Origin of the sequence: Parasedimentitalea maritima (genome assembly GCF_005771405.1) — a bacterium.
Classification (GTDB): domain Bacteria; phylum Pseudomonadota; class Alphaproteobacteria; order Rhodobacterales; family Rhodobacteraceae; genus Parasedimentitalea; species Parasedimentitalea maritima.
Genome location: NZ_VAUA01000007.1, coordinates 61,236 through 84,083 on the forward strand (window position 1 = coordinate 61,236; position 22,848 = coordinate 84,083).

The following is a 22,848-nucleotide window of genomic DNA, read 5'->3' on the forward strand; positions in this document are numbered from 1 at the left end:
CCATCGCGCGACATTTAGGGAGTAAAACATGGCCGTAGTGCATCAAATTCTGATTGTCGGCGGCGGTGCGGCCGGTATTGCAACAGCGAGCAGTCTGTTGAAGCGAAACAGCGCGCTGGACATTGCAATCATCGAACCATCTGACACGCATTACTATCAGCCCGGCTGGACAATGGTTGGCGGCGGGGTTTTCAAGAAAGGTGAAACTGCGCGGCCCATGACTGCGGTTTGGCCGAAGGCGGTCAAACGTATCAAAGCAGCGGTTGCAAGCTTTGCCCCTGACAGAGATCAGGTGATCCTGGCTGACGGGTCACCTGTTGGCTACAAAATCCTGATCGTCGCGCCCGGTTTGAAACTGGACTGGGATGCAGTTGAAGGCCTGACAGATGTGCTGGGTCGCAACGGTGTCACCTCGAACTACCGCTATGATCTTGCTCCATATACTTGGGAATTGGTTCAGGATATGCGTGGCAAGAAAGTCATTTTCACCCAGCCGGGAATGCCGATCAAATGTGCAGGCGCCCCGCAAAAAGCGATGTATCTGTCCTGTGACCACTGGATGCAGTCCGGGCAGTTGAAGGACATGGAGGTTTCGTTCTGCAACGCTGGTCCGGTTCTGTTTGGCTGCGCCCCCTATGTGCCTCCTCTGATGGAATACATCGGTAAATACGGGATCAATCTGGACTTCGGTCACAACCTGATCAAGATCGATGGGGATGCAAAAAAGGCCTGGTTCAAAGTCACTAAGGAAGGGGCAGAACCTGAAATTGTCGAACGTGAGTTTGATATGATCCACGTATGCCCGCCCCAATCTCCGCCAGATTTTATCAAGGAAAGCCCGCTCGCCGGGGCAGGTGGCTGGGTTGATGTTGATCAGGAAACACTACGCCACAGCCGGTTCGACAATATCTTCAGTTTGGGGGATGTGACCTCAACGCCAAATGCCAAAACCGTCGCGGCGGCCCGCAAACAGGCCCCAATTGTCGCCAAGAATGTGATTGCGTCGCTGAACGGACAAGACCCTAAACCACTGTATGATGGCTACGGTTCCTGTCCGCTCACGGTGGAAAAGGGAAAGATCATTCTGGCTGAATTTGGCTATGGTGGAAAAGTCATGCCAACCTTCCCTTGGGATTCAACCAAACCTCGCCGCGCAGCATGGTTCTTGAAAAAGTCAGTGTTGCCGACAGTTTACTGGAAGCTCATGCTCAAAGGCAGGGAGTGGCTGGCGCAATAACTGCCCTATGTAGCGCTGATAAAAAGTGCGACCCCTGCACCCTAACTTGGTGCAAAAGGGCACTTCCCTTCCAGCAGGTCTTTTTGGCCAAGGATCTCTTTTACTATGTAATCCGTAAAATGGCGGACACGGGCTGTATGGCGCAGGTCTTCGTGGGTCAGGACCCAGACATCGCGACTGGGATTGACCGTGGCATGTGGCACCCGGCGTAGGGTCGGTTCCGTATCCGCCATAAAGCAAGGCAGCATGGCCAGCCCCATGCCCGCCTTGACAGCGGCCAATTGGGTCAGCGGATGGCAGATGCTGTTGCGTGCCAATACATCAGGGTACTGACTGTCGCGAATCCACTGCGGATCGGGCACCGGGTCGTACCAGCCGATCCATGTCAGGGCTTCGCGGTCTTCCAGATTACCTGTCCGCTCCAGATAGTCTAACGAGGCATAGGTCGAGGTCGCGTAGCGAACCACACGCCGCCCCACCAGATTGTCAGGAGGGTCGTTGGAGATCCGAATGGCAACATCTGCCTCACGTTTGCTGAGATTGGCCATCGAATGTGTGATGTCAAAGGCCAGCTCGATATCGGGATAGTCGCGCTGAAAGGCGACAAACATTGGCATCAGCAGCTTATCTGCCAGTGAATTGTGCAGCGTAACCTTCAGAACGCCATCCAGCTGGGTATCCCGGCCAATAACCTGTCGCCCGATGGAATTGACCTCGGACTCGATCTTGGCCGCGGACTGGCTCATGTCTTCGCCTGCCTGGGTCATGAAATACCCCGATGGCAGACGCTCAAACAGGCGTGTCCCAAGTTTCTTCTCAAAGGCATCGATGCGGCGTGACACGGTTGAATGGTTCACACCCAACACAGCCGCCGCCCCCCTGATGGAGCCCTTACGAGACACAGCAAGAAAATAGCGAAGATCATCCCAATCATTCATTGGTGCAAAATAGCACCGGAGATTTGCAAAACTCAACAGTTATATCGCGAAATTGCACCCATAGATAGCAGTCCACAACTTCACAAGCCGATGGACCTAGCAGATCGGCGGCAACAGGAATGGCCGATCCGGATAACAACGCATGCAGACCCATCGGAATTTTCAGCACATGGAATCCAACACCCAGCTTGGCAAGGTCGTTGTGACTTGCTGATCCCCCAACCAAATTTCCAAAGATTGGAGAACCCAATGTTCAAGAAGAACTCGCACAAGAAACCCGCAGGCCTAAGTCGTCGATCATTGATGAAATCTGCAGCAGCCTTGCCAACACTGGCGGTCGCAGGTGCCGCCGGAACCGCTGCCTTGGCTGAAGAAACCACACCTTATGGCTTAGCAATTTCGTCCGAATTTCCCTTTACCAAAAAGTCCGTCACCGTCGATGGTTCAGAGATGGCCTATGTCGACGAAGGCGAAGGTCTGCCGGTGTTGTTTTTGCACGGCAATCCAACATCCTCCTATCTGTGGCGGAATGTTATTCCCTATGTCACCGAAGGATACCGCGCAATTGCTCCGGATCTGATTGGCATGGGCGACAGTGCCAAGCCCGACATCGGCTACACCTTTGATGAGCATGCGAAGTATCTTGATGGGTTCATTAAGGCGCTGGATCTGAAGGATATCATTTTGGTGATCCACGATTGGGGATCTGCCCTGGGGATGCGCTATGCGCGGCTTAACTCCGACAATGTCACCGCAATGGCCTTTATGGAGGCAATTGTTCCACCCGGATTGCCGGCTCCCAGCTACGAGGCAATGGGGCCGCTTGCGGGTGAGCTGTTCAAAACCCTGCGCACGCCGGGTGTGGGCGAGGAAATGGTGCTGAAAGGCAATTTCTTTGTCGAGAAGGTCCTGGCGGAAATGGGCGTTGTTCGTGGCCTCAGCGAGGCAGAGATGGAGGTCTATCGCGCCCCATATGCAACTGAGCAAAGTCGCCTGCCAACATTGCAGTGGCCGCGTGAAATTCCAATTGCTGGCAAGCCCGAGGCCGCAACAGATGCGGTGACCCAAAACGGCGCTTGGTTGATGTCGAGCGAGATCCCGAAACTGCTGTTCTACGCCGAGCCGGGCGCGCTGATGCCGCAGCCGGTGGTCGACTATCTGACAGCCCACCTGACGAACCTCGAAACCCGGTTTGTCGGCCCCGGCACCCATTTTCTGCAGGAAGATCACCCGCATTTGATCGGCCGTGGGTTGGCGGATTGGCTGCGACGTATTTGATCTAAGCCAGACGCCGTCACAATTCTGGTATCCCGGTTGGCTAGATCTAGGCCAGCCGGGAGGCCCAATTTATAGCCGAAGGAACAGTTTTTGTGCAGACACAAGATGTTTTAAAACACCCAATGGACGCCGCCACACCGGGATCAGAAATTGCGGCAATGTACCTGGCCGTTCGTGCGCGTTCTCTGGCCCTTGTCGAAGGTTTAACCCCCGAAGATATGGGCCTGCAATCGATGGAAGACGCCAGCCCTGCAAAATGGCATCTGGCCCATACCAGTTGGTTTTTTGAACAGTTCATTTTGAAAGAACATCTCACGGATTATGCAAGTCCAGATGATCGCTTCGCCTTTCTGTTCAATTCCTATTACGTGCAAATGGGGCCGCGCCACACCCGATCAAACCGGGGGCTCATTTCGCGCCCGGATGTTGACGCGGTGCTGGCTTACCGCTCGCATGTGGATGCGGCGATGTTGAAACTGTTGGCCGAGGGCGGATCTGAGGCGCAGGTCGTTCAGGAACTGGCCACCTTGGGCTGCCATCATGAAATGCAACATCAGGAACTGCTGGTGACTGACCTGCTCCATGCCTTGTCTTACAATCCCTTACTGCCTGCCTACCGTGAACCAAGCCCTAGAAATGTGACCGAGGCTGCGCCGCTGGGTTGGATCGACCACGGCGGCGGGCTGGTCGAAATTGGTCATGATGGTGATGGCTTTGCCTATGACTGCGAAGGCCCCCGGCATAAAACCTATCTGCGGCCGTTCCGGCTGGCTTCCCGTCTGGTAACCAACGGCGATTGGATCCACTTTATGGAGGCAGGCGGTTACGAGACAGCTGAACACTGGCTGTCGGACGGCTGGGCCCGGCGCGAGCGGGAAGGCTGGGATGCGCCCCTGTATTGGTGGCAACAGGATGGCCAATGGTGGAGCTATACCCTGCGTGGTCCACGGCCGGTTGACCTGAACGCCCCTGTTGTCCACGTCAGCTATTACGAGGCAGAGGCCTTTGCCCGCTGGTCTGGCAAACGCCTGCCAACTGAGGCTGAGTGGGAAGTGGTCGCCCGCGACTATCCGATCAAAGGCAACTTCCTGAACTCAGGAAACTATCACCCAACCACGCCGCAAAACCCCAATGATACGCAGCTCTGGGGTGATGTCTGGGAATGGACCCAAAGTCCGTTCACCCCCTATCCGGGGTTCCGCGCGCCCAAAGGTGCAGTGGGCGAATACAACGGCAAATTCATGTGCAACCAATTTGTCCTGCGCGGCGGTTCCTGTGCGACGCCAATTGACCAGATGCGCCCGACCTATCGCACCTTCTTTTATCCGCACCAGCGCTGGCAAATGCTTGGCCTTCGGCTTGCAGATGACGTTTGAGACAAAGGACCTCCCATGACCATTTTCCCTGTTCCAGCCTCCTTTCTGACCGAAGCGAACTCTGCCTTTGCACAGTCCATCCTGCAGGGGCTGCACGCGCCGCAAAAAACTATCGAGAGCAAGTGGCTCTATGATGCGTGCGGATCGCAACTGTTTGATACCATTACTGAACTTCATGAGTATTATCCAACCAGAACCGAACTGAGCATCCTGCGTCGCCATGCGCCGGAATTGGCGGGATTTGTCACGGATAACACTGCGCTGGTCGAACTGGGCAGCGGCTCCAGCACCAAAACACGGGCGCTATTGAATGCGCTTCCCGGGCTGCGTAGCTATGTGCCAATCGATATCTCCGAGGTGCATCTTATCGCGGCGGCAGAGCATGTGGCTGATGAATACAGCACCTTGGATGTGATCCCGGTTGTTGGCGATTTCACAACCGATGTTCCCCTGCCTGCAGGTCTGGACGGCACCTCTAAGATCTTGTTCTTCCCCGGATCAACGATTGGGAACTTTGAAATCGAGGACGCAAGTGCGCTGTTGGGGCGCATGGGTGACATCCCCGGGGTGGTGGCTTTTGTGATTGGCGTCGATCTGGTCAAAGACACGGACACTCTGATCCGAGCCTATGATGACGCAAGCGGTGTGACGGCGGCGTTCAACATGAACCTTCTGACCCGGATCAATCGTGAACTTGGCGCTGACTTTGATCTGGCAGGGTTCAAGCACGAGGCGCGGTGGAACACGGACAAAAGCCGGATCGAAATGCATCTTGTGAGTTTGCGGGCGCAAAGTGTCGAAATTCTGGGTGAGACAGTTGAGTTTGAAAAAGGAGAGAGCATTCACACCGAAAACTCACATAAATACTCTCCGGGACAATTGGCAGAGCTCGCGGGGCAACAGGGCTGGCAAGCTGATCAGATCTGGTCAGATACTGCCGGGTTATTTGGGGTGGTGGTGCTGACACCCAAATAAGTTCCCTTGGAATTGGCCATGTCTCATTTCCGGGCTACCAAAGCCGGAGTGTTCAATACTGGGATGAACTGCGCAACTACGTATTCTTGGGTCTGTGGGGCACGAGTGTTACGGCTGGCGTCAGCTTACGCGCCCGTTAAGAGCGTCCCGCCAAGTTGACAGGGTGACGGCAAGGCCTGACTTCCTTGCCGTTTTGAGGTTCGCCTTTGCATCCCCATGAAACGGAATGTCCTGCAATTCAGGGCACCCCCACTGGACTAATGCATCGACCAACCGCTGACGGTAGCGTGCCCGAGGTGCCATCTGTGTGGTCAAATGAATCAATGTGCGGTCGTTGAATGGATTGAGGAAAAAGGCGTTGGTAGGCCAGTAAAACGCATTGCTTCCAGCCGAAGGTAAAAATATCTCCACATGGGCCAGATCATACAGACGGGCATGGGTCGACGCTGGCAGCCCTGACATCCATTTCTCATACCGCGCCAGCAACCGGTTATAGCGATCTTCACCGATTTTAGGGAGCAATTCGCCAACCCGACAGTTCATTAACCTGTGCAAGCCGATTTCGGCTGTTGGTGTCTGTTTCCACCCGGTAGCAGGCCATTTGTTTGCCCGCGTCAGTTCGATTACATTCCCCCGAAGCACAATGTCGCAGTCCGGCGTCAGTGCCACCGCACGAACGGTGTCGTCTGAAATTCCATCCTGCTCGAATCCGGTTCTAAGCCGGATCTGATCGCGCAGATCGCGGGTTTCGACTTCGGTCATGTCTTGATGGAAATGGGCCGCTTCGTTTGAAACAACCTGATAAGGCAGGTTCATTTCGCGGGCGATCATAGTGCCGATTTCACAGTCCAGTTCAGTGGCCCAGTTTATACGATGTGCATAATAGGATTTGATTTTTCGGAGATGGGGCCGTGCCGCTGACAGCAAAAGACGTGAATCCAAACCGCCAGTAATCGGCAGTGCACAGGAAAACCTGTTGGTCAGGGCCTCAATGTTCAGGCTCAGCTTTTCATAAATCCGGCGGAAGGCAATATGTCGACTGCCCTCGAACTCCTCAAAGTTCAGGTCTGCAGTTGGCCAATGGCGGGTCAACTCAAATGTGGACAGATCGAGATAATGATTGCCCATAACGCGGGTGACGCGTTGGTCACAGGTTTCGCCAAGCATGTACAGATCGCGGCCAAACTCAAACACAGTTGGATCGATGTCCTGATTGGGCAGTAGTTCGTCATTGATGACAAGTGGAACCGATGACCCGGTACAGCGGGTTTCGGGATTGAAGACCGCAGTCATGCCTGCCACCGGATCAAAATAGAGCCGCTGCGCCGTTCCGGTTGCAAGAAGCACAACAAACCGCCCGGCCAGACCGGAGATGAAAACCTCAAGGTCTGGGAGCGACAGGCTCTCCTCAAACCTGAAACTGTCCTCCAGAATGCTGCCATGGGCCGTAATTGCAACGCCAAGCACCAGACCAATCACTGTGCCATCTTTGGATAGCAACTCTGTGCGCAGCAGGCTTGGGCAATGCTGTAGCGCCCAGTTTTCAACCTGAGAACTGCTCCACCCTTGTGGGCTGGCAGCCCCGGCAGGCAGAATTCTGAACTGGGATCTGAAAACCTCGGAGAAAGACCACCCACGCGCCGCGCAAATGGTTTCGGCGTAGGACACTCCGAACACAGGCCCAGTTGGGGGATGCATGTCTGTTGATTTTTCTTGCTTCAAGGCTGCCAGCTGCTGTTTGCAATCTACTTATAACTGCACGATTGGCCAGCCGGGCCGGGCCTGTCAACCCGCCTCGCTTGCCGTGCGGATTTACAGGCCCGTGACAGGCATCAAGGTTTAACTTGATCAGGATGCGCCGCGCTAAAGGCCGGGTGCTCTGCGCAGGCGGCCTCAACCTGTAAAATGCGGGGGAGATCAGAAATTTCCACATCCCAACGACGCGCATTGTAAATCTGTGGGATCAGGCAGATATCAGCTAATCCTGGGGTGTTGCTGGTGCAAAATGGAACCTGCTGGTAGGCGCCAAGCAGCTCTTCGAAGGCTTGCAATCCAGGGCGGATAAACCGGCGCATCCAATCTTCACGGGCGCTATCCGGGGTGGCGGAAATTTTGGCAGCGTAGCCCACAACTTGAAGGTTGCACACTGGGTGGATGTCGACAGCAATGGAATGAGCCAGCGCCTGTTCTTGCACGCGGGCGGCAGGCTCCTGTGGCAACAGCCCCAAATTGCGTGTCTGATCCAGATATTCAAGAATGGCCAGCGATTGGGTCATCTGCAATCCATCGATCTGCAGGACCGGCACCAGACCCTGCGGATTGCGGGCCAGATGGGCGGGGGACTTCTGCTCTCCGGTGACCAAATCAACCGAAACCGCGCGATATGGGATCGCTGCAAGGTTCAGTGCAATGCGCAGCCGGTAGCTGGCCGAAGATCGCCAATAGTCAAACAGAACAGTTTCGCTCATCTCAATTCAATTCCTTTGGTTTGGCCAGCCGGGGGGCCGGTTGGTCAGTGTTGTTGGGGTAGGGTGCGTGCTTGCACGCACCGCTGTCCAGCTTAAACGTCGCTGAGTTCCTTGGAGTGCATCCACTCCGCGTGTTTTGGGGCCTTTTTGGTCTTTGACCACTCTTCCAGCATATCCCATTTGACGGCATCCAGCTTGGCCAGCATCGCCTCTTCCTTTGGATCCGGGCAAGCCAGTTCAACCCGGTGGCCATTGGGATCAAAGAAATAAATCGAGTGGAAGATCGAGTGATCGGTGACACCCAGAACTTCAACGCCATTGGCTTCCAGATGATCGCGGAATTCGATCAGCGTGTCGCGGTCTTTCACCTTGAAGGCGATGTGCTGCACCCAGATCGGCGTGTTGCGGTCGCGGTCCATTTCCGGCTTTGTTGGCAGCTCAAAAAACGCCAATACGTTGCCATTGCCCGCATCCATAAAGACATGCATGTAGGGATCCGGCTCATGCGTCGATGGAACATGGTCCTCAGCAATCGCCAGAACAAAGTCCATCTTCAGCATTGTGTTGTACCACTCCACGGTCTGCTTGGCGTCCTTGCAGCGATAAGCAACGTGGTGGATCTGTTCGATTTTCATACGGTTAAACCTCCGGTTTCAGCGCGGCTGCAGCCAGCGCCTGTGTCAGGATCGCGCGGTTTCCTATTTGGTTGGCCAGCACCAGGATCAGCCGCGCGTTCAACGCGTCGCTGTCTTCCTTGCTGAGACCTTCGTGGACGGCCAGCAATTCCGCATAGAAATCGTCGGCCCCATCGATGTTCGGGGTCAGGGTCAATTGGTCAGACATGAAATTACTCCTGGCCTGTGGCGCGGCGGATGGCAGCGCGGAACTGGTTTTCATCAAAATTGGGACGACGGGCAGCGACGTGCTGGTCCGGGCGGATCAGATAGACACCGCTGGGTGCATCACCCAGGTAGCGCTCTTTCAACGCCAGTGTTTTGTCGTCGGTGACCGATAGGGCGAGTCTCTCAACCGTGATGCCGCTTTCCTCAAGTACATCGGGGGCGTCTGCATCAATGGTCAATAGAGTGAATTTGTCGGCCAGTTTAGGCAGCAAGAACCCATCACCCAGTGGGGCATCGGGACAGGCTGAACCGGGACGGCTGCGGGCCGGGCCATTCAGTGCATCGGCTGAGTTCAGAGGCGAGCCATCATAGGTGCAGGGCACCGACAAACGCCCTGAGTTCACCAGTGGACGGGCAAACTCATAATGTTCGGACAAGTCCAGCACCGCATCTCTCAAAGTGCGCGATATTTCGGACTTTGGCGTGATGAAATCGGTGGACCGGCTTGAGTTCAGGATGTTTTCATCCGCGCCATGGATGCGCTCCACGTCATAGCTGTCCAGCAGACTTTCCGGGGCCTTGCCCTCCATCACCAGCTTCAGTTTCCAGCACAGGTTGTCAGTGTCCTGCAGGCCCGAATTGGCCCCACGGGCCCCAAACGGTGACACCTGATGTGCGGCATCACCAGCAAACAACACCCGACCATGACGGAACTGCTCCATCCGGCGGCACTGGAAGGTATAGATCGACACCCACTCCAGTTCGAACTCAACATCATCGCCCAGCATCGCCTTCAGACGTGGGATAACATTTTCAGGACGCTTCTCGCGTTCCTTGTCGATGTCCCAGCCCAGCTGCAGGTCAATACGCCAAACGCCGTCTGGCTGTTTGTGCAGCAGGGCGGACTGGCCTTTGTTGAACGGTGGATCGAACCAGAACCAACGTTCGGTTGGGAAATCGGCTTCCATGATGACATCGGCAATCAGGAAGTTGTCCTCGAACACCCGACCGACAAAATCCTTGCCCAGCATCGACCGCATCGGCGATCCGGCGCCATCACAGGCAATGATCCAGTCCGCTTCCAGATTGTAGGACCCTTCAGGGGTATCCACCTCGATGGTGACATGATCAGGGTGAGTGCCCACAGCCGAAACCTTGTTGCGACCACGGATCTCAATCGGAGCACCCTGGGCTTGCAGTTCAAAGACCCGGTTCACCATGTACTCTTCGAAATAGTACTGTTGAAGATTGATAAAGGCAGGGCGCTTGTGGCCGTCCTCGGGCAGCAGGTCAAAGTTATAGACCTCGCGGTCGTCAAAGAACACCTTGCCGACGTTCCACTGCACGCCCTTGTCGACCATGGGCTGGCCACATCCCAACCGGTCCAATATTTCCAGCGGACGCTTGGCAAAGCAGATGGCGCGTGAGCCAAAGCTGACTTTGTCATTGTCATCCAGCACCACAACCTCGATGCCCTGTTGGGCCAGGTCAATGGCGGCCCCCAACCCGATCGGGCCTGCGCCCACAACAATTACTTTGTGGCGCACAGGGGTTGATGCATCCTGATCCGCATGGCGTTCATACGGGTACATGGGAACTTCAAAGATCTTATTCATCTGGTGTCCTCCCAGGTTGGGTGTGCCTTAGGCACAGTTCGATTGGTCCCCGGCGACAGGCCGCCGGGACTATTGGTTTTATCGTCTCATTGTTCAGGTCACTGCGACACGATCTGGATCAAGTGCAAGACCTCGACCGGTCACACCTCTAACTAGAGACTTTTTCAAAAATGAGAGGGCGGTCTGGATCGAATACCAAACGCGGTCCGCCGAACAGGCTTTGGGTGACGGCAGGTGCGGAAAAATCCGATATTCTATGGCCTTCTAAGAACTGTTCAAAACTGGCATCTCCTTCAACCAAAGTGAAATCCTCCAAGAACACTCGAGGATCCTTCGGTTTGGTAGAACGCTCCCAATTCCCAGAGATTTGGTTTGTTCTCCCATCCCCTTTATGGGTAGCCGTATATTGATAGCTTCCATCGTCCACCAAGATCAATTCTTGGCGAAACTTGGCACTCTCATATTCGTAGGTCCCGGTCCAAGTTGTCGGTGAGGCGACAAGGAATAGAAACCTGCCAATGGTCACAAGTACAATGGCCAAAATGGCAAGTTTCCATCCCCACATCATCCCTGCAAGGCGGCCCACATGTCCAGATCTCGCTGGGCGGTCCAGATGCGTGGATTGTCGATGCCACGGGCCTCGTCAAAGGCGCGGGCGACGTTGAAGGGCAGGCAATGCTCGTAGATCGCGTAATCTTTGAATTTCGGATCACACTCGGCCCGCACGGCGTCCCAGGCTTCTTTCAGGGTGCCGTTGCGGGCCGCAACTTTGGCCGCCGGGCGATAGGTGCTCTCGACAAAATCACGGGTGCTTTCAATCGCGCGCTCTACGGCTTCTTTGCCGATCAATGCGCCACCGCGACCGGGGGCAATTGCATCCACGTCAAAGGCTGCAATGTTGTCCAGTGTGCTGCCCCAGTCGCTGAAGTGACCATCACCACAATAACAGGCCGAGTGATCTTCGACGATGTCACCGGTGAACATGACGTTCTGGTCTGGGACGTGAATGACGATATCACCCGCGGTGTGGGCCCGGCCCAAATGCATCAGATCAACGCGGCGGTTGCCCAGATAGACAGTCATATCTTCGCTGAACGTGGTGGTCGGGTAGGTCAGGCCTGGAATGCTCTCGTGACCCTCAAACAGACGTGGGAAGCGTTGGAACTCGCTGTCCCAGTCCTCTTGGCCGCGTTCAACAACCATCGAGCGGGCGGTATCACCCATGATGATCTGCTCTGCACCAAAGGCCGAGGCACCCAGAACACGCACCGCGTGATAGTGGGTTAGCACAACATGGCTGATCGGCTTGTCGGTGACCGAGCGTACACATTCGATCACTTTGTTGGCCAGACGTGGTGTCGCCTGTGCTTCAACGATCATGACACTATCGTCGCCGATAATCACGCCCGAGTTGGGGTCGCCTTCGGCGGTAAAGGCATAGAGCCCTTCGCCGATTTCGTCGAAGGTGATTTTCTTTTCGGTCATGTCCCCTTGGGACGCAAATGCCTTGGCCATAGTCTTAATCCTCTTGCAGGAATTCGAGACGGTTTCCAAACGGGTCTGTTGTAAAAAACCGTTTGCGTCCCTCAATTGCAGTGTCCCAGACCATGTCATGGCCTGCTGTTTCAAACCGCGCTGCCAGCGCGGTAATATCGGTGGCGCGAAAGCCCGGATGGGCTTTCAGCGCGGGTGAAAATGGGTCTTCCACTCCCAGATGTAATTCACTGCCCGTCAGGGCAAACCAAAGCCCACCGCGTGCTTGCAACGCTGCGGGTTTGGCTATCTCGCGCAGGCCGATCAGATCTCCCCAAAAGGCGCGGCACTGGGCCTCGCCCGCCTTGGGGATTGCAATTTGAATATGGTCCAGCGCGAGGGTCATGGGTCAGCCCCAGGTCTTGGCGGGTAGAATTTTACCGGTGCAGTCGCCAAAGCCTATGGTGAAGCCATCACCACGGGCATTGCCGCGCAGGGTCAGGGTATCGCCGTCTTCGATGAACCCACGGGTCTCGCCGGTGTCCAGTGTGAAAGGTTCACGTCCGGCCCAGCTCAGCTCCATCAGAGAGCCGAATTCAGATCGCTCTGCGCCGGAAATGGTACCGGAGCCCAACAGGTCACCCGGGCTCATCTCGCAGCCACCGCTGGCGTGGTGACACAGTTGTTCCGCAGCTGAATAATACATCCGGTTATAGTTGGTCTTCGCAATCGAGCTGGCTTTCTCTGCGCCTTCAGGCTGCATCAGAACTTCCAGCTCGATGTCATACAGCCCGTCTTTGCTGCCGTTCAGATAGGGCAGCAGCTCTTTTTCGCGTGGCGGTGTGGGCGCGCGGAAGCTTTCCAGTGCAGCAGCAGTGACAATCCACGGAGAGATCGAGGTGCCAAAGGCTTTGCCTTGGAATGGGCCAAGCGGCTGGTATTCCCAGCCCTGAATGTCGCGGGCTGACCAGTCGTTCAGCAGTACGTAGCCAAAGATCATCGCGTCGGCTTCGTCCACGGTGATTGGCTGACCCAGCTCGCTGCCGGTGCCAACGATGGCGCCCATTTCCAGTTCGATATCCAGCCGCTTGCTGGGGCCAAAGCTGGGCATATCGGCGTCCGGTGCTTTGGTCTGGCCATTGGGGCGGTGGATCTCAGTCCCCGACACCACAACGGATGATGCGCGACCGTTATAGCCGATCGGGATGTGCAGCCAGTTGGCAGGTAGATCAGGGGAGCCGCGCAGGATTGCACCCATGTTTTTGGCATGCTGCATACCGGCATAGAAATCGGTGTATTCGCTGACCCCAAACGGCATGTGCAAGTCGGCATCCGCCGCAGCCACCAGCAAAGGCTCGACCTTTGCCTGCTCTGCGGATCCTTGCGCCAGCAGCGCTGTCAGGCGGTCGCGCAGGGCGGCCCAGACGGCAGGGCCCTGATCCATCACTTCGTTCCAGAACGGCACGTCGAACAGCGGGTAATCCGCCAGTGCGATCAGGCCGGTGCTTTCGGCAGCTTCCATGTCGAGGATCATGTCGCCAATCGCGACGCCACAACGCGGGTCGCCATCAGCGGTGGAAAAGACGCCATAAGGCAGGTTGTTCAACGGGAAGGGGTGGTCGGCAGAGTTTGCCGAAGTGACCCAGCTTTTTTTCAAAGACATGCGCGGTTCCTTTTTCGGGTGGTGCGTGCAAGCACACACCCTACGTAGACTGTGAGTGTAGGGTGCGTGTTTACACGCACCTCTGGTTCTATTTCTTGCCGGGGGTGCCGTCGAACTTCTTTTCGATGTCCGACCAGCAGTCGATGTAATCATCCTGCAACGGCGCGTCCTTGGCTGCAAACGCTGTTAGATGCTGCGGGAAGCGGGTTTCGAACATGAAGGACATAGTGTTGTCCAGCTTCTCAGGCCTAAGGTTGGAGTTCGAGGCACCTTCAAAGGCGTTCTTGTCCGGCCCGTGCGGGATCATCATGTTGTGCAGGCTCATGCCGCCGGGGATGAAGCCTTTGGGCTTGGCGTCATACTGGCCATAGATGTTGCCCATCAGCTCGGACATGATGTTCTTGTGGTACCATGGCGGACGGAATGTATTTTCAGCCACCATCCAGCGTTCGCGGAACAGCACAAAATCGATGTTGGCGGTGCCGGGCTGGCCCGATGGCGCGGTCAACACTGTAAAGATCGACGGATCTGGGTGATCGAACAGGATCGCCCCAACCGGGCAATAGGTGCGCAGGTCGTATTTCACCGGCGCATAGTTGCCGTGCCAGGCCACCACATCCAGCGGCGACTGGCCGATCTTGGTTTCATGGAACTGACCGCACCACTTGATGGTGACGGTGGATTCGACTTCGCGGTCTTCAAACGCCGCAACGGGCGCTTTGAAGTCGCGCGGGTTGGCCATGCAGTTGGCGCCAATGGGGCCACGGCCGGGCAGCTCAAACTTCTGACCGTAGTTTTCACAGACAAACCCTCGGGCAGGGCCTTCCAACACTTCGACCCGGTACAAAAGCCCGCGCGGAATGATGGCGATCTCCTGCGGTTCAACGTCGATAATGCCCAATTCGGTACTGAATCGCAGGCGACCTTCTTGCGGCACCACCAGCATTTCGCTGTCGGCTGAAAAGAAGTAGCTGTCGACCATGCTCTCGGTGACCAGATAGATATGTGTCGCCATGCCGACCTGTGTGTTCACATCACCGGCGGTGGTCATGGTATGCATGCCGGTCAGCCAGGTCAGGCCCGTGTCGCTGTGCGGCAGTGGATCCCAGCGGTACTGACCCAAGGAAACCACATCCGGGTCCACATTGGGGGCAGATTTCCACTGGGGCAGATCAATTTTCTCATAGCGATGGCTGTGCTTCACGCTTGGGCGGATGCGGTAACACCAGGTGCGCTCGTTCTGATGGCTGGGCGCCGTGAAGGCAGTGCCTGACAGCTGCTCACCGTACAACCCGTATTCACACTTCTGTGGGGAGTTCATACCCTGGGGCAAGGCACCTGGCAAAGCCTCGGTTTCATAATCATTGCCAAACCCAGGCATATAGCCCGCATTTGGCCCATCCAGCGAGGGAGCCTGGATCATCTCATGGGGATCAACAGGTTGGGTCATCGCGTGTTCCTCCTAATAATTGTTGTCTCGATAATAGTTGATTTTGTAACTAACAAGAGATAGGACACAAAGATGAGTGAAAAAGATGATTTTGTCCTGCAGGACTTCCTGCCCTTCCTTTTGAACCGTGCAGCAGAGGAAAGTTCGCTTGAGTTTCAGACCCAGTACAAGAACCGATATGGAATGCTGCGCACCGAATGGCGGGTTTTGTTCCACCTTGGAATCTATGGCAGCTTGACCGCGAAAGAGATCAGCGAACGCGCAAAAATCCATAAGACAAAAATCAGTCGAGCGGTTGCAAAACTGGCGGAGCGCCGGTTTATCACGCGTGATCGCGACGAAAATGACCGGCGTGCTGAACATCTCAGCCTGACATCTGCTGGTGAAACCGCCTATCGTGACCTGCGTTCTGTGGCTAAAACCTATGACGCAAAACTAGCCTCACGTATCAGTAAGGAAGAGGCCGTAGTGTTGCGACAGCTGCTCCGAAAATTGTCCGGTATCGGGGAGTAGTAATTGCGTGTAGGCATGCCCACATCGGGGCAAACCGAATTGAGGCCTGAATGACTGAGATTGATAAGATTGCGACCCCCCTGATCGCCTGGATAACCGAGCAGGGGCTCATGGGCATCAGTCGCGAGGGAATTCTAAAGGGATACTGCGAGCGTTTGGTTCAAGCGGGTGTCCCTTTGCTGCGGTTCCATCTGGCGCAGCGCGCCTATCACCCAAAATTTGGAGGCATCGGCTTTAGCTGGACGAGTGCCGAAGGTCTGAGCCATCAGCACTTTCAACGTCAAGAAGCCCCAATCGCAGCTTGGCTGAGAAGTCCGTTCTACCGGATGCTACAGCTGGACAACGAAGAGTTCCGATCGTCGTTCGAAGCTGAAGACATGGCTGACTTCCCTTTGCTTGGTGAGCTGCACGCGACCGGTGCGACGGATTATTTTGCAACTCGGCAGTTGTTTGGCGAGCCGGATGACGAACCCATGAATCCTGATCAACCCTCAGAGGGTATGATGGTGTCCTGGACATCGGACCAGCACGGGGGATTCTCGGAAGAGAATCTGGCCCTGTTCCGAAGGCTGTTGCCGCATCTGGGGTTGGCTTTGAAATCTTCGTCACACCGGCAGATGGCCAGCGATCTGCTACAGGTCTATCTGGGGCGGGATGCCGGGCGGCGGGTGTTGTCCGGCGAGATCCAGCGTGGATCTTCGCAACAGATCGACGCGGTGATCTGCTACTTTGACCTCAAAGGCTTCACCCGTTTGGCCGAGCAGCTGTCCGGCCCGGAACTGATCGACATGCTGAACGACTATTTTGCCTTGGCGGTTGCGACCATCCAGTGTCATGGGGGCAATATCCTCAAATTCATGGGGGATGGTATCCTCACCATGTTTAATCTTGGCAGTATCGAGGAAGACGCAACTGCGGCCCTGAATGCGGCCAGCGAATTGCGCGTGAAAATTGCCGAACGCAATATCGAGCGTGCAGACCAGGGGCTGCCCGTGGCAGAGTTCACTCTGGCGCTACACGCCGGTGAAATTCTTTACGGTAACATCGGCGCTGAAAACCGGCTGGATTTCACAGTGATCGGCCCGGCAGTAAACTTGACCTCCCGGATTTCCGGTCTGCACCGCGAGGTTGGGCAAAGCATCATTGTGTCCGAAGTGGTGCAACGTGCCGCCCAGCCGTCGCCACATGATATGGTGTCACTGGGGCGCTACATGCTGCGTGGGGTGGCTGAACCCATCGAGCTTTATACGATCTATGGGTGCGCGACATAAGGCGCACCCAAATACCTGCTTGGGTTTAGATTTCGACCTCGACGCCGGGCAGGTTGACCGCTTTCATCATGTCGCGCAGCTCTTGACGGGCCGCGATGTTTGAAATGTTCAACTGCTTCACGCCAATATCCTTGAGGTCCAGCAGCGTCAGCCCGCGAGGGAACAGCTCGCGGAAAATCACCCGCTCGGAAAACCCTGGGGCCACGCGGAAGCCGATGCGTTTGGACAGCATCTGCAGCGCACGTTCCATCTTTTCCTTGTTGACCATGCGTTGGGTGCCAACGCGGTTGCGGATCACCACCCAGTCAATCGGTTTTAGTCCGGCCTGTGCCCGCAACTGACGGGCATTCCACACCATTTCCGAATAGACCGATGGGCCAAGGATTTTCTCGCCCTTCTGGTCGATATGGGCCAGCAGATCAAAATCAACAAAGCTGTCGTTCAATGGTGTGACCAATGTGTCCGCCAGCGAATGTGCAACCTGGCTCAACCGTGTGTGTGATCCCGGACAGTCGATTAGAATATAATCGTTATCTGGCTCTAGCGCGGCCACAGCAGCTGACAGGCGGTGGTCATAGATGTTTTCACCGGGTTGCAGGCTTTCAGGATCAATTTCGGGCAGATCATGGCAACCAACGGTTGGCAGTTCCAGCCCCGACTTTTTCATGAACTCCAGGCGGTTTTCCAAATAGCGCCCCATGGAGCGCTGACGCAGATCCAGATCCAGAGCCGCCACTTTGTGGCCAAGCCGGGCCAGCGCGGTTGCCAGATGCATCGAGACGGTGGATTTGCCTGCGCCGCCCTTTTCGTTTCCGACAACAATGATATGCGCCATTTATAGTCCCTTCTTGGCTGCGCCACTCGGCGCGCGTGTTGGCGCGACTATAGTTATGCTGGGAATCGATGAAAAGACGTCAAATCCCCTTATTAGGGCCGAATTTGTGTCGGATTGGCGAAAATGACCGCCCAACAAAAAACGCCGCTCCAAAGGAAGCGGCGTTTCGATGTCTTACAAAAGGCGGGGTGCTTAGAAGCCCAGGCCTTCGTATTTTTTCTTGAACTTGGAAACACGGCCACCGGCGTCCATCAGACGGGTGTTGCCACCAGTCCAGGCAGGGTGAACCGAAGGGTCGATGTCCAGCGCCATTTGGTCGCCTTCTTTGCCCCAGGTCGAGCGCATTTCCAGGATGGTGCCATCGGTCATTTTGACGTTGATGGTGTGGTACTCGGGATGGATGTCTTTTTTCATGATACCACTCCTTACGCTTTTTTGGCTTTGTAGGTCGTATCTTCAGCGATACGGGCCGATTTACCGCGACGGGTACGCAGGTAGTACAGCTTGGCGCGACGAACGCGGCCACGGCGTACAACTGTGATTGCGTCGATGTTGGTCGAGTGCAAAGGGAATACGCGCTCAACGCCTTCACCGAAGGAAATCTTACGAACGGTGAACGAACCGGCGATGCCGTGGCCGTTGTTCCGAGCGATACAGACACCTTCATAGTTCTGAACACGGGTGCGCGACCCTTCGGTCACTTTAAAGCCAACACGGATGGTGTCACCGGCTTTGAAATCGGGAATGTCATGTCCCAGGGCGGCAATTTGTTCCGCCTCCAGCTCTGCGATCAGGTTCATCGCAAACTCCTATTTTTAGATCGTGGGTGTCCCACGAAGATTTATGCAGTCCGAGAGCTCTTGGTCTTCACCGGGTCCGCAACTTGCGCCCGCCAGAGTTCGATCTGTCCATTCCTGTATCTTGGTTCGCGACCCGCTGCTGTGACCGAAGAAGATCGGGCAGTATATGGGCTTCCAAAACCAAACGGCCCGGAGCCACCAAAGTGATTCCAGACAGCGCCTTTTAGGCCTGCAAGGGCGCTGAGGCAAGGGTCATTCGTCAGCTTCGCCAAATCCTGCAATTACGGCATCTGCTTCGATCTCGATTAGCCACTCGGGGTTCACAAAGCGGTCTACCGCCATGATTGTGTCCACAGGACGTACATCGGCAAAATACTCTTTGCGCACATCAATGGCGGCTTTCCAGTCGTCGATATTGGTTAAAATAATACGGGTGCGCACCACATCGTGCGGGCCAGACCCTGCCTGTTCCAGAGCAGTCTTAATGACCTCCAGACATTGCCGTGTTTGCGCCGCGACATCCCCGACGCCAACCGTTTTTCCATCAGCACCAACAGGCGCGGTGCCGCCAACTGTGATAAAGGGCCCAACCCGTATTGCGCGGCTAAAGCCGACGATTTTTTCCATTGGATTGCCATTGGAGATCAATTCACGATCATACGTCATTCGCTGCCCTCGCTTCTGTAAAACCTTGCAAATTGAGCAAATGGCGTGAAACCTGTTTAGTCAATGCTGCACCCAAGCGATCAGAGATAGAAAAGTGAGAACTGGATGACCGAAACAGACAAGATTTTTGCAACGCTTGATGAATACGCCGATGCCTATTGCGCCAAAGATTTGGATCGCCTGATGGCAATTTTTGTCGAGGGTGAAGGGATCTCGTTGATTGGCACCGGTGCGGATGAGCTGTGTTCAGGACGGCAGCAAGTGGCAAGTGTGTTCGAACGCAACTTTCGGGATGCCACCGCCAAGAAATTTGCATGGCAATGGAAGGACATCGCTGTTCATGGCACCGCCGCAACCGTTGCGGTGACTTTGGTTATCCATCTGGAGCTTGATGGTGAGAACCTAACGGTTCCGATCCGGTGGACCGTGTCTCTGGTCAAGGTTGGCGAAAACTGGAAATGGGTCCACCGCCATGCCTCAGCTGCGGCGGGGTCTCAGGATGAAGGCAGCGCTTATCCAACTGGTGAAAACTAAGGGGCCATATTGGCGACTGTAGAAATGAAGCGGGCCATCGTCGTTACCAGCTTGCCGGCCAGTGGGAAAACAACGGTTGCGCGGCACTTGGCTGCGCAACTGGGGTATCCGTTGCTGGACAAGGATGACTTTCTTGAGGTGCTGTATGAAAAACAGCTCCCTGAGACATGGCGCGCGCGCAGGGCGCTCAGCAAAATCAGCGATGTGCAATTTCAGGAGCGCGCATCGCTTTTGGACCGGGTTGTTTTGGTGTCACACTGGCGACCAACCTGTGGTCCGCAAGATACCGGCACCCCGACGCAGTGGCTGCGAGATCATTTTCCCAGCCTAATCGAAGTGCACTGCAAATGTTCACCAGAAACGGCGACCACTCGTTTTCTGAGCCCCACCAGGCACCCCGGACATCGCGATCAGGACAGGAAGCCGGAAGATCTAGCCGCGAGTCTGGTTCAGCTTAGCAACGGCTACCCTCTGGATATTGGTCCTTTGCTGACAATCGACACAGAGACCAAATTCGATCTTTCCGATCTTGCCGACAGGGTCGCGGTCGAATTGGGGCGCAGTGGGGTTTGAAGTCCCGTGCCTTTATTTCTTGGCCTGTTTTTCGCGAGCTTGATAGGCCTCCCACAAATCTGGGCGACGTTCCTGCGTGATCTCTTCTGCCAGTTGATGCCGCCACTTGGCGACATTGCCGTGATGGCCGGACATCAAAACATCCGGGATCTTGCGGCCTTTCCACTCGGCGGGGCGGGTGTATTGCGGATGCTCCAGCAGGCCCGAGGCAAAGCTCTCCTCTTCAGTTGAGGCCTGATTGCCCAAAACGCCGGGGATCAACCGGACGGTGGCGTCGATCAAGGCCTGCGCGGCCAGCTCTCCGCCGGTCATCACAAAATCACCGAGCGAGACTTCCTGAATGTTGTAATGCTCCAGCACCCGTTCATCGACACCTTCAAAGCGACCACAGAGCAGGGTGACACCATCAACGCGGGCCAGGTTCTGCATCATCGCCTGATCCATCGGTTTGCCGCGCGGTGTGAGATAGATCAGTGGGTGATTGCCCTGCACGCCGTCCATGGCGTGTTCGATGGCATTGCCCAACACGTCAGGGCGCAACACCATACCAGCGCCACCCCCGGCCGGGGTGTCATCGACATTGCGGTGCTTGGTCAGCCCAAACTGGCGCAGATCCACGGTTTCCAACTGCCACAGCCCTTCTTGCAGCGCCTTGCCGGTCAGGCTTTCGCCCAGTACGCCGGGAAAGGCGGTGGGGAACAGTGTCAGGATCTTGGCTTTCCACACCCCAACCAGATCCGGCGTCGGCGTCATCAGCTCTCGCGGTTTCAGCGATGGGCGGATGGCCTTGCGACCGTGGGATTTTGATGGGGTGTCGCTCATCAGTTTGCTGCCGGTTTTTGAAGGGCTGGACTGTGGGAACAGTCACAACCGTGTTGGGGTTCAGGTGATCCAGAGGATTCCAAGTGGCCTGCGGCATAGCCTGAATTGATCATTCATGCCAGCCTGCAATCAGCGACTGCTTTTGTTGGTGGCGTACTTTGTACGGCAAGGGCGAACGGTTTATTTCAAGCAATTTTTGCTGAAGTGCCTTTGGCAACCGCGTGTTGATGGCGGGCACCGGGGTTAATTTATGACGCAGGGATTGCGGTACTCCCAATAGGTCCAGGATGGGGCCCAGTGGGCCATTTTCACCTTGTTGGGACGCTTCCAGCGAAGCGCTGGTAACCGAATGTGGGGCCACCACGTCCCGCACTTTGTCCAAAATGGGCGCAAAATCAGCAGATGTCTGGTGGTTTTTCACGTAGTCTCCTTCGTCCGCCGTCAGGTCCGAGGCGCGCAGGTGTTGGGCATAGCAGCTGCGCAACCAAGCGTCCTTTGATCGAGTAGAAAAATAGAAGGACATGTCGATATCTGTGCGAACCAGCGTTGCGGTCTGCCTAATCGTACCCATCAGGTCTGGCACCGCGTCGTAGGTTTTCAAACCAAGTCGACCGGGCATATGACCGCCAAGGTCTTCGGATGCCAGCAGCACGGGCCGGGGGTCGTCAGGATTGAGGGAAGAGATCAGCTCGGCGCATTCATACTGCAACAGACCTTGGTCCAGTGTATCGCGGCTGATTGACCAGGCACGGGCAGCTTTACACAGGGCGGTCATATCCTGCTTCATCAGGACCCGGACAAAAGAGTCCAGCAAGGCTTTGTTTTGTGAAAGCGCGCGTTGGACTGAACTGGTTCCGGTTTTGTGAAACCCCGCATAGAGGATCAGTCGCATGTACTGACATCCTGTGGTGCGGGAACCACGTTAGAACAACCCGTCAGGCGGATCCGCGATGATGCGTCCCTGTTCCAGATCTACCGTTGGCACCGCAGCCTGTGTAAAGGGCAACAGGACAGTATCCTTCAACCCAGGCCCGTGAATTTCAAGTAGGTCGCCGGCGCCATGATTTTCCACCGATTTTACCTGCCCCAGCCGAGTGCCGCCGGTGTCGAAGACCTCCAGGCCGGTCAGGTCAGTATAGTAATATTCGTCATCGGGCAGGTGGGGCAGGGCGTCGCGCGGTGCAAACAGCCGCAACCCCTTGATGGCATCGGCCTGCTCTTTGGTGTCGATGCCGCCCAGAATGGCAACAAACCCGTTGTTGGTGACACGAGTCAGCGAGACAGAGAAGCTCTGGCTGCCGTCTTCCGACTTAAGCGGAGAATAGCTCTCGATGTCTTCGGGCACAGCACAAAAGCTTTTCAGGCGAACCTCGCCGCGCACCCCAAATGAGCCGGCCACAGCGCCAATACAGATCAGGTCAGTCATTGTCTTCTCCTGTGCAGAGTCCTGCCAATACACTGCCGCCTGCAATTTGGCAGCGTTCTGAATGTTTGACGCGGTCAAACCCGATCCCGGCA

Annotated in this window: 26 protein-coding genes; 8 read left to right on the plus strand and 18 right to left on the minus strand. The window is 55.8% G+C overall.

What is annotated here, in order from left to right; translation table 11 throughout:
- The first annotated feature begins 28 nt into the window (after positions 1-28).
- On the plus strand, positions 29-1,237 hold the full coding sequence (locus FEE96_RS14200; protein ID WP_138163785.1) for an NAD(P)/FAD-dependent oxidoreductase: 1,209 nt from the start codon (positions 29-31) through the stop codon (positions 1,235-1,237).
- Positions 1,238-1,278: 41 nt separating this feature from the next.
- On the opposite strand, the gene FEE96_RS14205 is transcribed toward FEE96_RS14200, so the two are convergent.
- Entirely contained in the window at positions 1,279-2,175 is an 897-nt protein-coding gene (locus tag FEE96_RS14205) for a LysR family transcriptional regulator (protein WP_138163786.1), read from the minus strand.
- 249 nt (positions 2,176-2,424) lie between these two features.
- On the opposite strand from FEE96_RS14205, the gene FEE96_RS14210 reads away from it, so the two are divergent.
- The 3 genes from FEE96_RS14210 (at position 2,425) to egtD (ending at position 5,804) form a co-directional block, all read left to right on the plus strand.
- Positions 2,425-3,453 (plus strand): haloalkane dehalogenase, encoded by a 1,029-nt coding sequence (locus FEE96_RS14210; RefSeq protein WP_246079459.1) that lies wholly within the window; start codon positions 2,425-2,427, stop codon positions 3,451-3,453.
- Between the two features lie 92 nt (positions 3,454-3,545).
- Positions 3,546-4,829, plus strand: coding sequence for an ergothioneine biosynthesis protein EgtB (gene egtB, locus FEE96_RS14215; protein ID WP_246079460.1), 1,284 nt, complete (start codon positions 3,546-3,548; stop codon positions 4,827-4,829).
- A gap of 15 nt (positions 4,830-4,844) precedes the next feature.
- Positions 4,845-5,804, plus strand: coding sequence for an L-histidine N(alpha)-methyltransferase (gene egtD / locus FEE96_RS14220; protein WP_138163787.1), 960 nt, complete (start codon positions 4,845-4,847; stop codon positions 5,802-5,804).
- 120 nt (positions 5,805-5,924) lie between these two features.
- Here the strand turns inward: egtD and FEE96_RS14225 are convergent, their stop codons facing one another.
- The 10 genes from FEE96_RS14225 to hmgA form a co-directional block, all read right to left on the minus strand.
- Positions 5,925-7,502, minus strand: coding sequence for a hypothetical protein (locus FEE96_RS14225; protein WP_138163788.1), 1,578 nt, complete (start codon positions 7,500-7,502; stop codon positions 5,925-5,927).
- A gap of 134 nt (positions 7,503-7,636) precedes the next feature.
- Entirely contained in the window at positions 7,637-8,272 is a 636-nt protein-coding gene (gene maiA / locus FEE96_RS14230; protein ID WP_138163789.1) for a maleylacetoacetate isomerase, read from the minus strand.
- Positions 8,273-8,364: 92 nt separating this feature from the next.
- Positions 8,365-8,907 (minus strand): VOC family protein, encoded by a 543-nt coding sequence (locus FEE96_RS14235; RefSeq protein ID WP_138163790.1) that lies wholly within the window; start codon positions 8,905-8,907, stop codon positions 8,365-8,367.
- 4 nt (positions 8,908-8,911) lie between these two features.
- Positions 8,912-9,115 (minus strand): DUF2783 domain-containing protein, encoded by a 204-nt coding sequence (locus tag FEE96_RS14240; protein WP_138163791.1) that lies wholly within the window; start codon positions 9,113-9,115, stop codon positions 8,912-8,914.
- Between the two features lie 4 nt (positions 9,116-9,119).
- Positions 9,120-10,730: an FAD-dependent oxidoreductase gene (locus tag FEE96_RS14245; protein ID WP_138163792.1), complete on the minus strand. Its 1,611-nt coding sequence runs from the start codon at positions 10,728-10,730 to the stop codon at positions 9,120-9,122.
- A 148-nt stretch (positions 10,731-10,878) separates the two neighbouring features.
- Positions 10,879-11,316, minus strand: coding sequence for a hypothetical protein (locus tag FEE96_RS14250; protein WP_138163793.1), 438 nt, complete (start codon positions 11,314-11,316; stop codon positions 10,879-10,881).
- Complete coding sequence (locus FEE96_RS14255; protein ID WP_138163794.1) at positions 11,295-12,245, minus strand: MBL fold metallo-hydrolase; 951 nt, start codon at positions 12,243-12,245, stop codon at positions 11,295-11,297. The genes FEE96_RS14250 and FEE96_RS14255 overlap by 22 nt, the downstream gene beginning before the upstream one ends.
- Before the next feature lie 4 nt (positions 12,246-12,249).
- Positions 12,250-12,609, minus strand: coding sequence for a VOC family protein (locus FEE96_RS14260; RefSeq protein WP_138163795.1), 360 nt, complete (start codon positions 12,607-12,609; stop codon positions 12,250-12,252).
- Positions 12,610-12,612: 3 nt separating this feature from the next.
- On the minus strand, positions 12,613-13,866 hold the full coding sequence (gene fahA / locus FEE96_RS14265) for a fumarylacetoacetase (protein WP_138163796.1): 1,254 nt from the start codon (positions 13,864-13,866) through the stop codon (positions 12,613-12,615).
- Between the two features lie 88 nt (positions 13,867-13,954).
- A complete protein-coding gene (gene hmgA, locus FEE96_RS14270) occupies positions 13,955-15,316 on the minus strand; it encodes a homogentisate 1,2-dioxygenase (RefSeq protein ID WP_138163797.1) in 1,362 nt (453 codons plus the stop codon).
- 72 nt (positions 15,317-15,388) lie between these two features.
- On the opposite strand from hmgA, the gene FEE96_RS14275 reads away from it, so the two are divergent.
- Both FEE96_RS14275 and FEE96_RS14280 read left to right on the plus strand, forming a co-directional pair.
- The gene (locus FEE96_RS14275; RefSeq protein WP_138163798.1) at positions 15,389-15,829 is read left to right on the plus strand and encodes a MarR family winged helix-turn-helix transcriptional regulator; all 441 of its coding nucleotides are present in this window, start codon (positions 15,389-15,391) and stop codon (positions 15,827-15,829) included.
- A 50-nt stretch (positions 15,830-15,879) separates the two neighbouring features.
- The gene (locus FEE96_RS14280) at positions 15,880-17,100 is read left to right on the plus strand and encodes an adenylate/guanylate cyclase domain-containing protein (protein WP_138163799.1); all 1,221 of its coding nucleotides are present in this window, start codon (positions 15,880-15,882) and stop codon (positions 17,098-17,100) included.
- A 25-nt stretch (positions 17,101-17,125) separates the two neighbouring features.
- Here FEE96_RS14280 and FEE96_RS14285 read toward each other — a convergent pair whose 3' ends face one another.
- From FEE96_RS14285 to FEE96_RS14300, 4 genes are all read right to left on the minus strand, one after another.
- The gene (locus tag FEE96_RS14285; RefSeq protein ID WP_138163800.1) at positions 17,126-17,935 is read right to left on the minus strand and encodes a division plane positioning ATPase MipZ; all 810 of its coding nucleotides are present in this window, start codon (positions 17,933-17,935) and stop codon (positions 17,126-17,128) included.
- Positions 17,936-18,127: 192 nt separating this feature from the next.
- Complete coding sequence (rpmE, locus tag FEE96_RS14290) at positions 18,128-18,349, minus strand: 50S ribosomal protein L31 (protein WP_138163801.1); 222 nt, start codon at positions 18,347-18,349, stop codon at positions 18,128-18,130.
- Positions 18,350-18,360: 11 nt separating this feature from the next.
- A complete protein-coding gene (gene rplS / locus FEE96_RS14295) occupies positions 18,361-18,735 on the minus strand; it encodes a 50S ribosomal protein L19 (RefSeq protein WP_138163802.1) in 375 nt (124 codons plus the stop codon).
- Positions 18,736-18,987: 252 nt separating this feature from the next.
- Positions 18,988-19,401 carry a RidA family protein gene (locus tag FEE96_RS14300; RefSeq protein WP_138163803.1) on the minus strand — a complete coding sequence of 138 codons (414 nt, stop codon included), beginning with the start codon at positions 19,399-19,401 and terminating at the stop codon, positions 18,988-18,990.
- A 105-nt stretch (positions 19,402-19,506) separates the two neighbouring features.
- Here FEE96_RS14300 and FEE96_RS14305 point away from each other — a divergent pair, with 105 nt between their 5' ends.
- Together FEE96_RS14305 and FEE96_RS14310 are read left to right on the plus strand one after the other, a co-directional pair.
- A complete protein-coding gene (locus tag FEE96_RS14305) occupies positions 19,507-19,935 on the plus strand; it encodes a nuclear transport factor 2 family protein (protein WP_138163804.1) in 429 nt (142 codons plus the stop codon).
- A gap of 9 nt (positions 19,936-19,944) precedes the next feature.
- A complete protein-coding gene (locus FEE96_RS14310; RefSeq protein ID WP_138163805.1) occupies positions 19,945-20,508 on the plus strand; it encodes a P-loop nucleotide/nucleoside kinase family protein in 564 nt (187 codons plus the stop codon).
- Between the two features lie 12 nt (positions 20,509-20,520).
- Here the strand turns inward: FEE96_RS14310 and trmD are convergent, their stop codons facing one another.
- The 3 genes from trmD to rimM form a co-directional block, all read right to left on the minus strand.
- On the minus strand, positions 20,521-21,330 hold the full coding sequence (trmD, locus tag FEE96_RS14315) for a tRNA (guanosine(37)-N1)-methyltransferase TrmD (protein WP_138163806.1): 810 nt from the start codon (positions 21,328-21,330) through the stop codon (positions 20,521-20,523).
- Positions 21,331-21,439: 109 nt separating this feature from the next.
- The gene (locus FEE96_RS14320; RefSeq protein WP_138163807.1) at positions 21,440-22,222 is read right to left on the minus strand and encodes a hypothetical protein; all 783 of its coding nucleotides are present in this window, start codon (positions 22,220-22,222) and stop codon (positions 21,440-21,442) included.
- Between the two features lie 30 nt (positions 22,223-22,252).
- Positions 22,253-22,756: a ribosome maturation factor RimM gene (gene rimM, locus FEE96_RS14325; protein ID WP_138163808.1), complete on the minus strand. Its 504-nt coding sequence runs from the start codon at positions 22,754-22,756 to the stop codon at positions 22,253-22,255.
- Positions 22,757-22,848: the final 92 nt, after the last annotated feature.

Excerpts from the sequence above, each read along its gene's own strand:
- FEE96_RS14210 (WP_246079459.1), top strand. The coding sequence starts at position 2,425 with ATGTTCAAGAAGAACTCGCACAAGAAACCCGCAGGCCTAAGTCGTCGA.
- FEE96_RS14280 (WP_138163799.1), top strand. The coding sequence starts at position 15,880 with ATGACTGAGATTGATAAGATTGCGACCCCCCTGATCGCCTGGATAACC.
- FEE96_RS14240 (WP_138163791.1), bottom strand. The coding sequence starts at position 9,115 with ATGTCTGACCAATTGACCCTGACCCCGAACATCGATGGGGCCGACGAT.
- FEE96_RS14235 (WP_138163790.1), bottom strand. The coding sequence starts at position 8,907 with ATGAAAATCGAACAGATCCACCACGTTGCTTATCGCTGCAAGGACGCC.
- fahA (WP_138163796.1), bottom strand. The coding sequence starts at position 13,866 with ATGTCTTTGAAAAAAAGCTGGGTCACTTCGGCAAACTCTGCCGACCAC.
- FEE96_RS14320 (WP_138163807.1), bottom strand. The coding sequence starts at position 22,222 with ATGCGACTGATCCTCTATGCGGGGTTTCACAAAACCGGAACCAGTTCA.
- FEE96_RS14245 (WP_138163792.1), bottom strand. The coding sequence starts at position 10,730 with ATGAATAAGATCTTTGAAGTTCCCATGTACCCGTATGAACGCCATGCG.
- hmgA (WP_138163797.1), bottom strand. The coding sequence starts at position 15,316 with ATGACCCAACCTGTTGATCCCCATGAGATGATCCAGGCTCCCTCGCTG.
- trmD (WP_138163806.1), bottom strand. The coding sequence starts at position 21,330 with ATGAGCGACACCCCATCAAAATCCCACGGTCGCAAGGCCATCCGCCCA.
- FEE96_RS14305 (WP_138163804.1), top strand. The coding sequence starts at position 19,507 with ATGACCGAAACAGACAAGATTTTTGCAACGCTTGATGAATACGCCGAT.
- FEE96_RS14255 (WP_138163794.1), bottom strand. The coding sequence starts at position 12,245 with ATGGCCAAGGCATTTGCGTCCCAAGGGGACATGACCGAAAAGAAAATC.
- FEE96_RS14300 (WP_138163803.1), bottom strand. The coding sequence starts at position 19,401 with ATGACGTATGATCGTGAATTGATCTCCAATGGCAATCCAATGGAAAAA.
- FEE96_RS14225 (WP_138163788.1), bottom strand. The coding sequence starts at position 7,502 with ATGCATCCCCCAACTGGGCCTGTGTTCGGAGTGTCCTACGCCGAAACC.
- FEE96_RS14205 (WP_138163786.1), bottom strand. The coding sequence starts at position 2,175 with ATGAATGATTGGGATGATCTTCGCTATTTTCTTGCTGTGTCTCGTAAG.
- rpmE (WP_138163801.1), bottom strand. The coding sequence starts at position 18,349 with ATGAAAAAAGACATCCATCCCGAGTACCACACCATCAACGTCAAAATG.
- FEE96_RS14285 (WP_138163800.1), bottom strand. The coding sequence starts at position 17,935 with ATGGCGCATATCATTGTTGTCGGAAACGAAAAGGGCGGCGCAGGCAAA.
- FEE96_RS14200 (WP_138163785.1), top strand. The coding sequence starts at position 29 with ATGGCCGTAGTGCATCAAATTCTGATTGTCGGCGGCGGTGCGGCCGGT.
- rplS (WP_138163802.1), bottom strand. The coding sequence starts at position 18,735 with ATGAACCTGATCGCAGAGCTGGAGGCGGAACAAATTGCCGCCCTGGGA.
- maiA (WP_138163789.1), bottom strand. The coding sequence starts at position 8,272 with ATGAGCGAAACTGTTCTGTTTGACTATTGGCGATCTTCGGCCAGCTAC.
- egtD (WP_138163787.1), top strand. The coding sequence starts at position 4,845 with ATGACCATTTTCCCTGTTCCAGCCTCCTTTCTGACCGAAGCGAACTCT.
- FEE96_RS14275 (WP_138163798.1), top strand. The coding sequence starts at position 15,389 with ATGAGTGAAAAAGATGATTTTGTCCTGCAGGACTTCCTGCCCTTCCTT.
- rimM (WP_138163808.1), bottom strand. The coding sequence starts at position 22,756 with ATGACTGACCTGATCTGTATTGGCGCTGTGGCCGGCTCATTTGGGGTG.
- FEE96_RS14260 (WP_138163795.1), bottom strand. The coding sequence starts at position 12,609 with ATGACCCTCGCGCTGGACCATATTCAAATTGCAATCCCCAAGGCGGGC.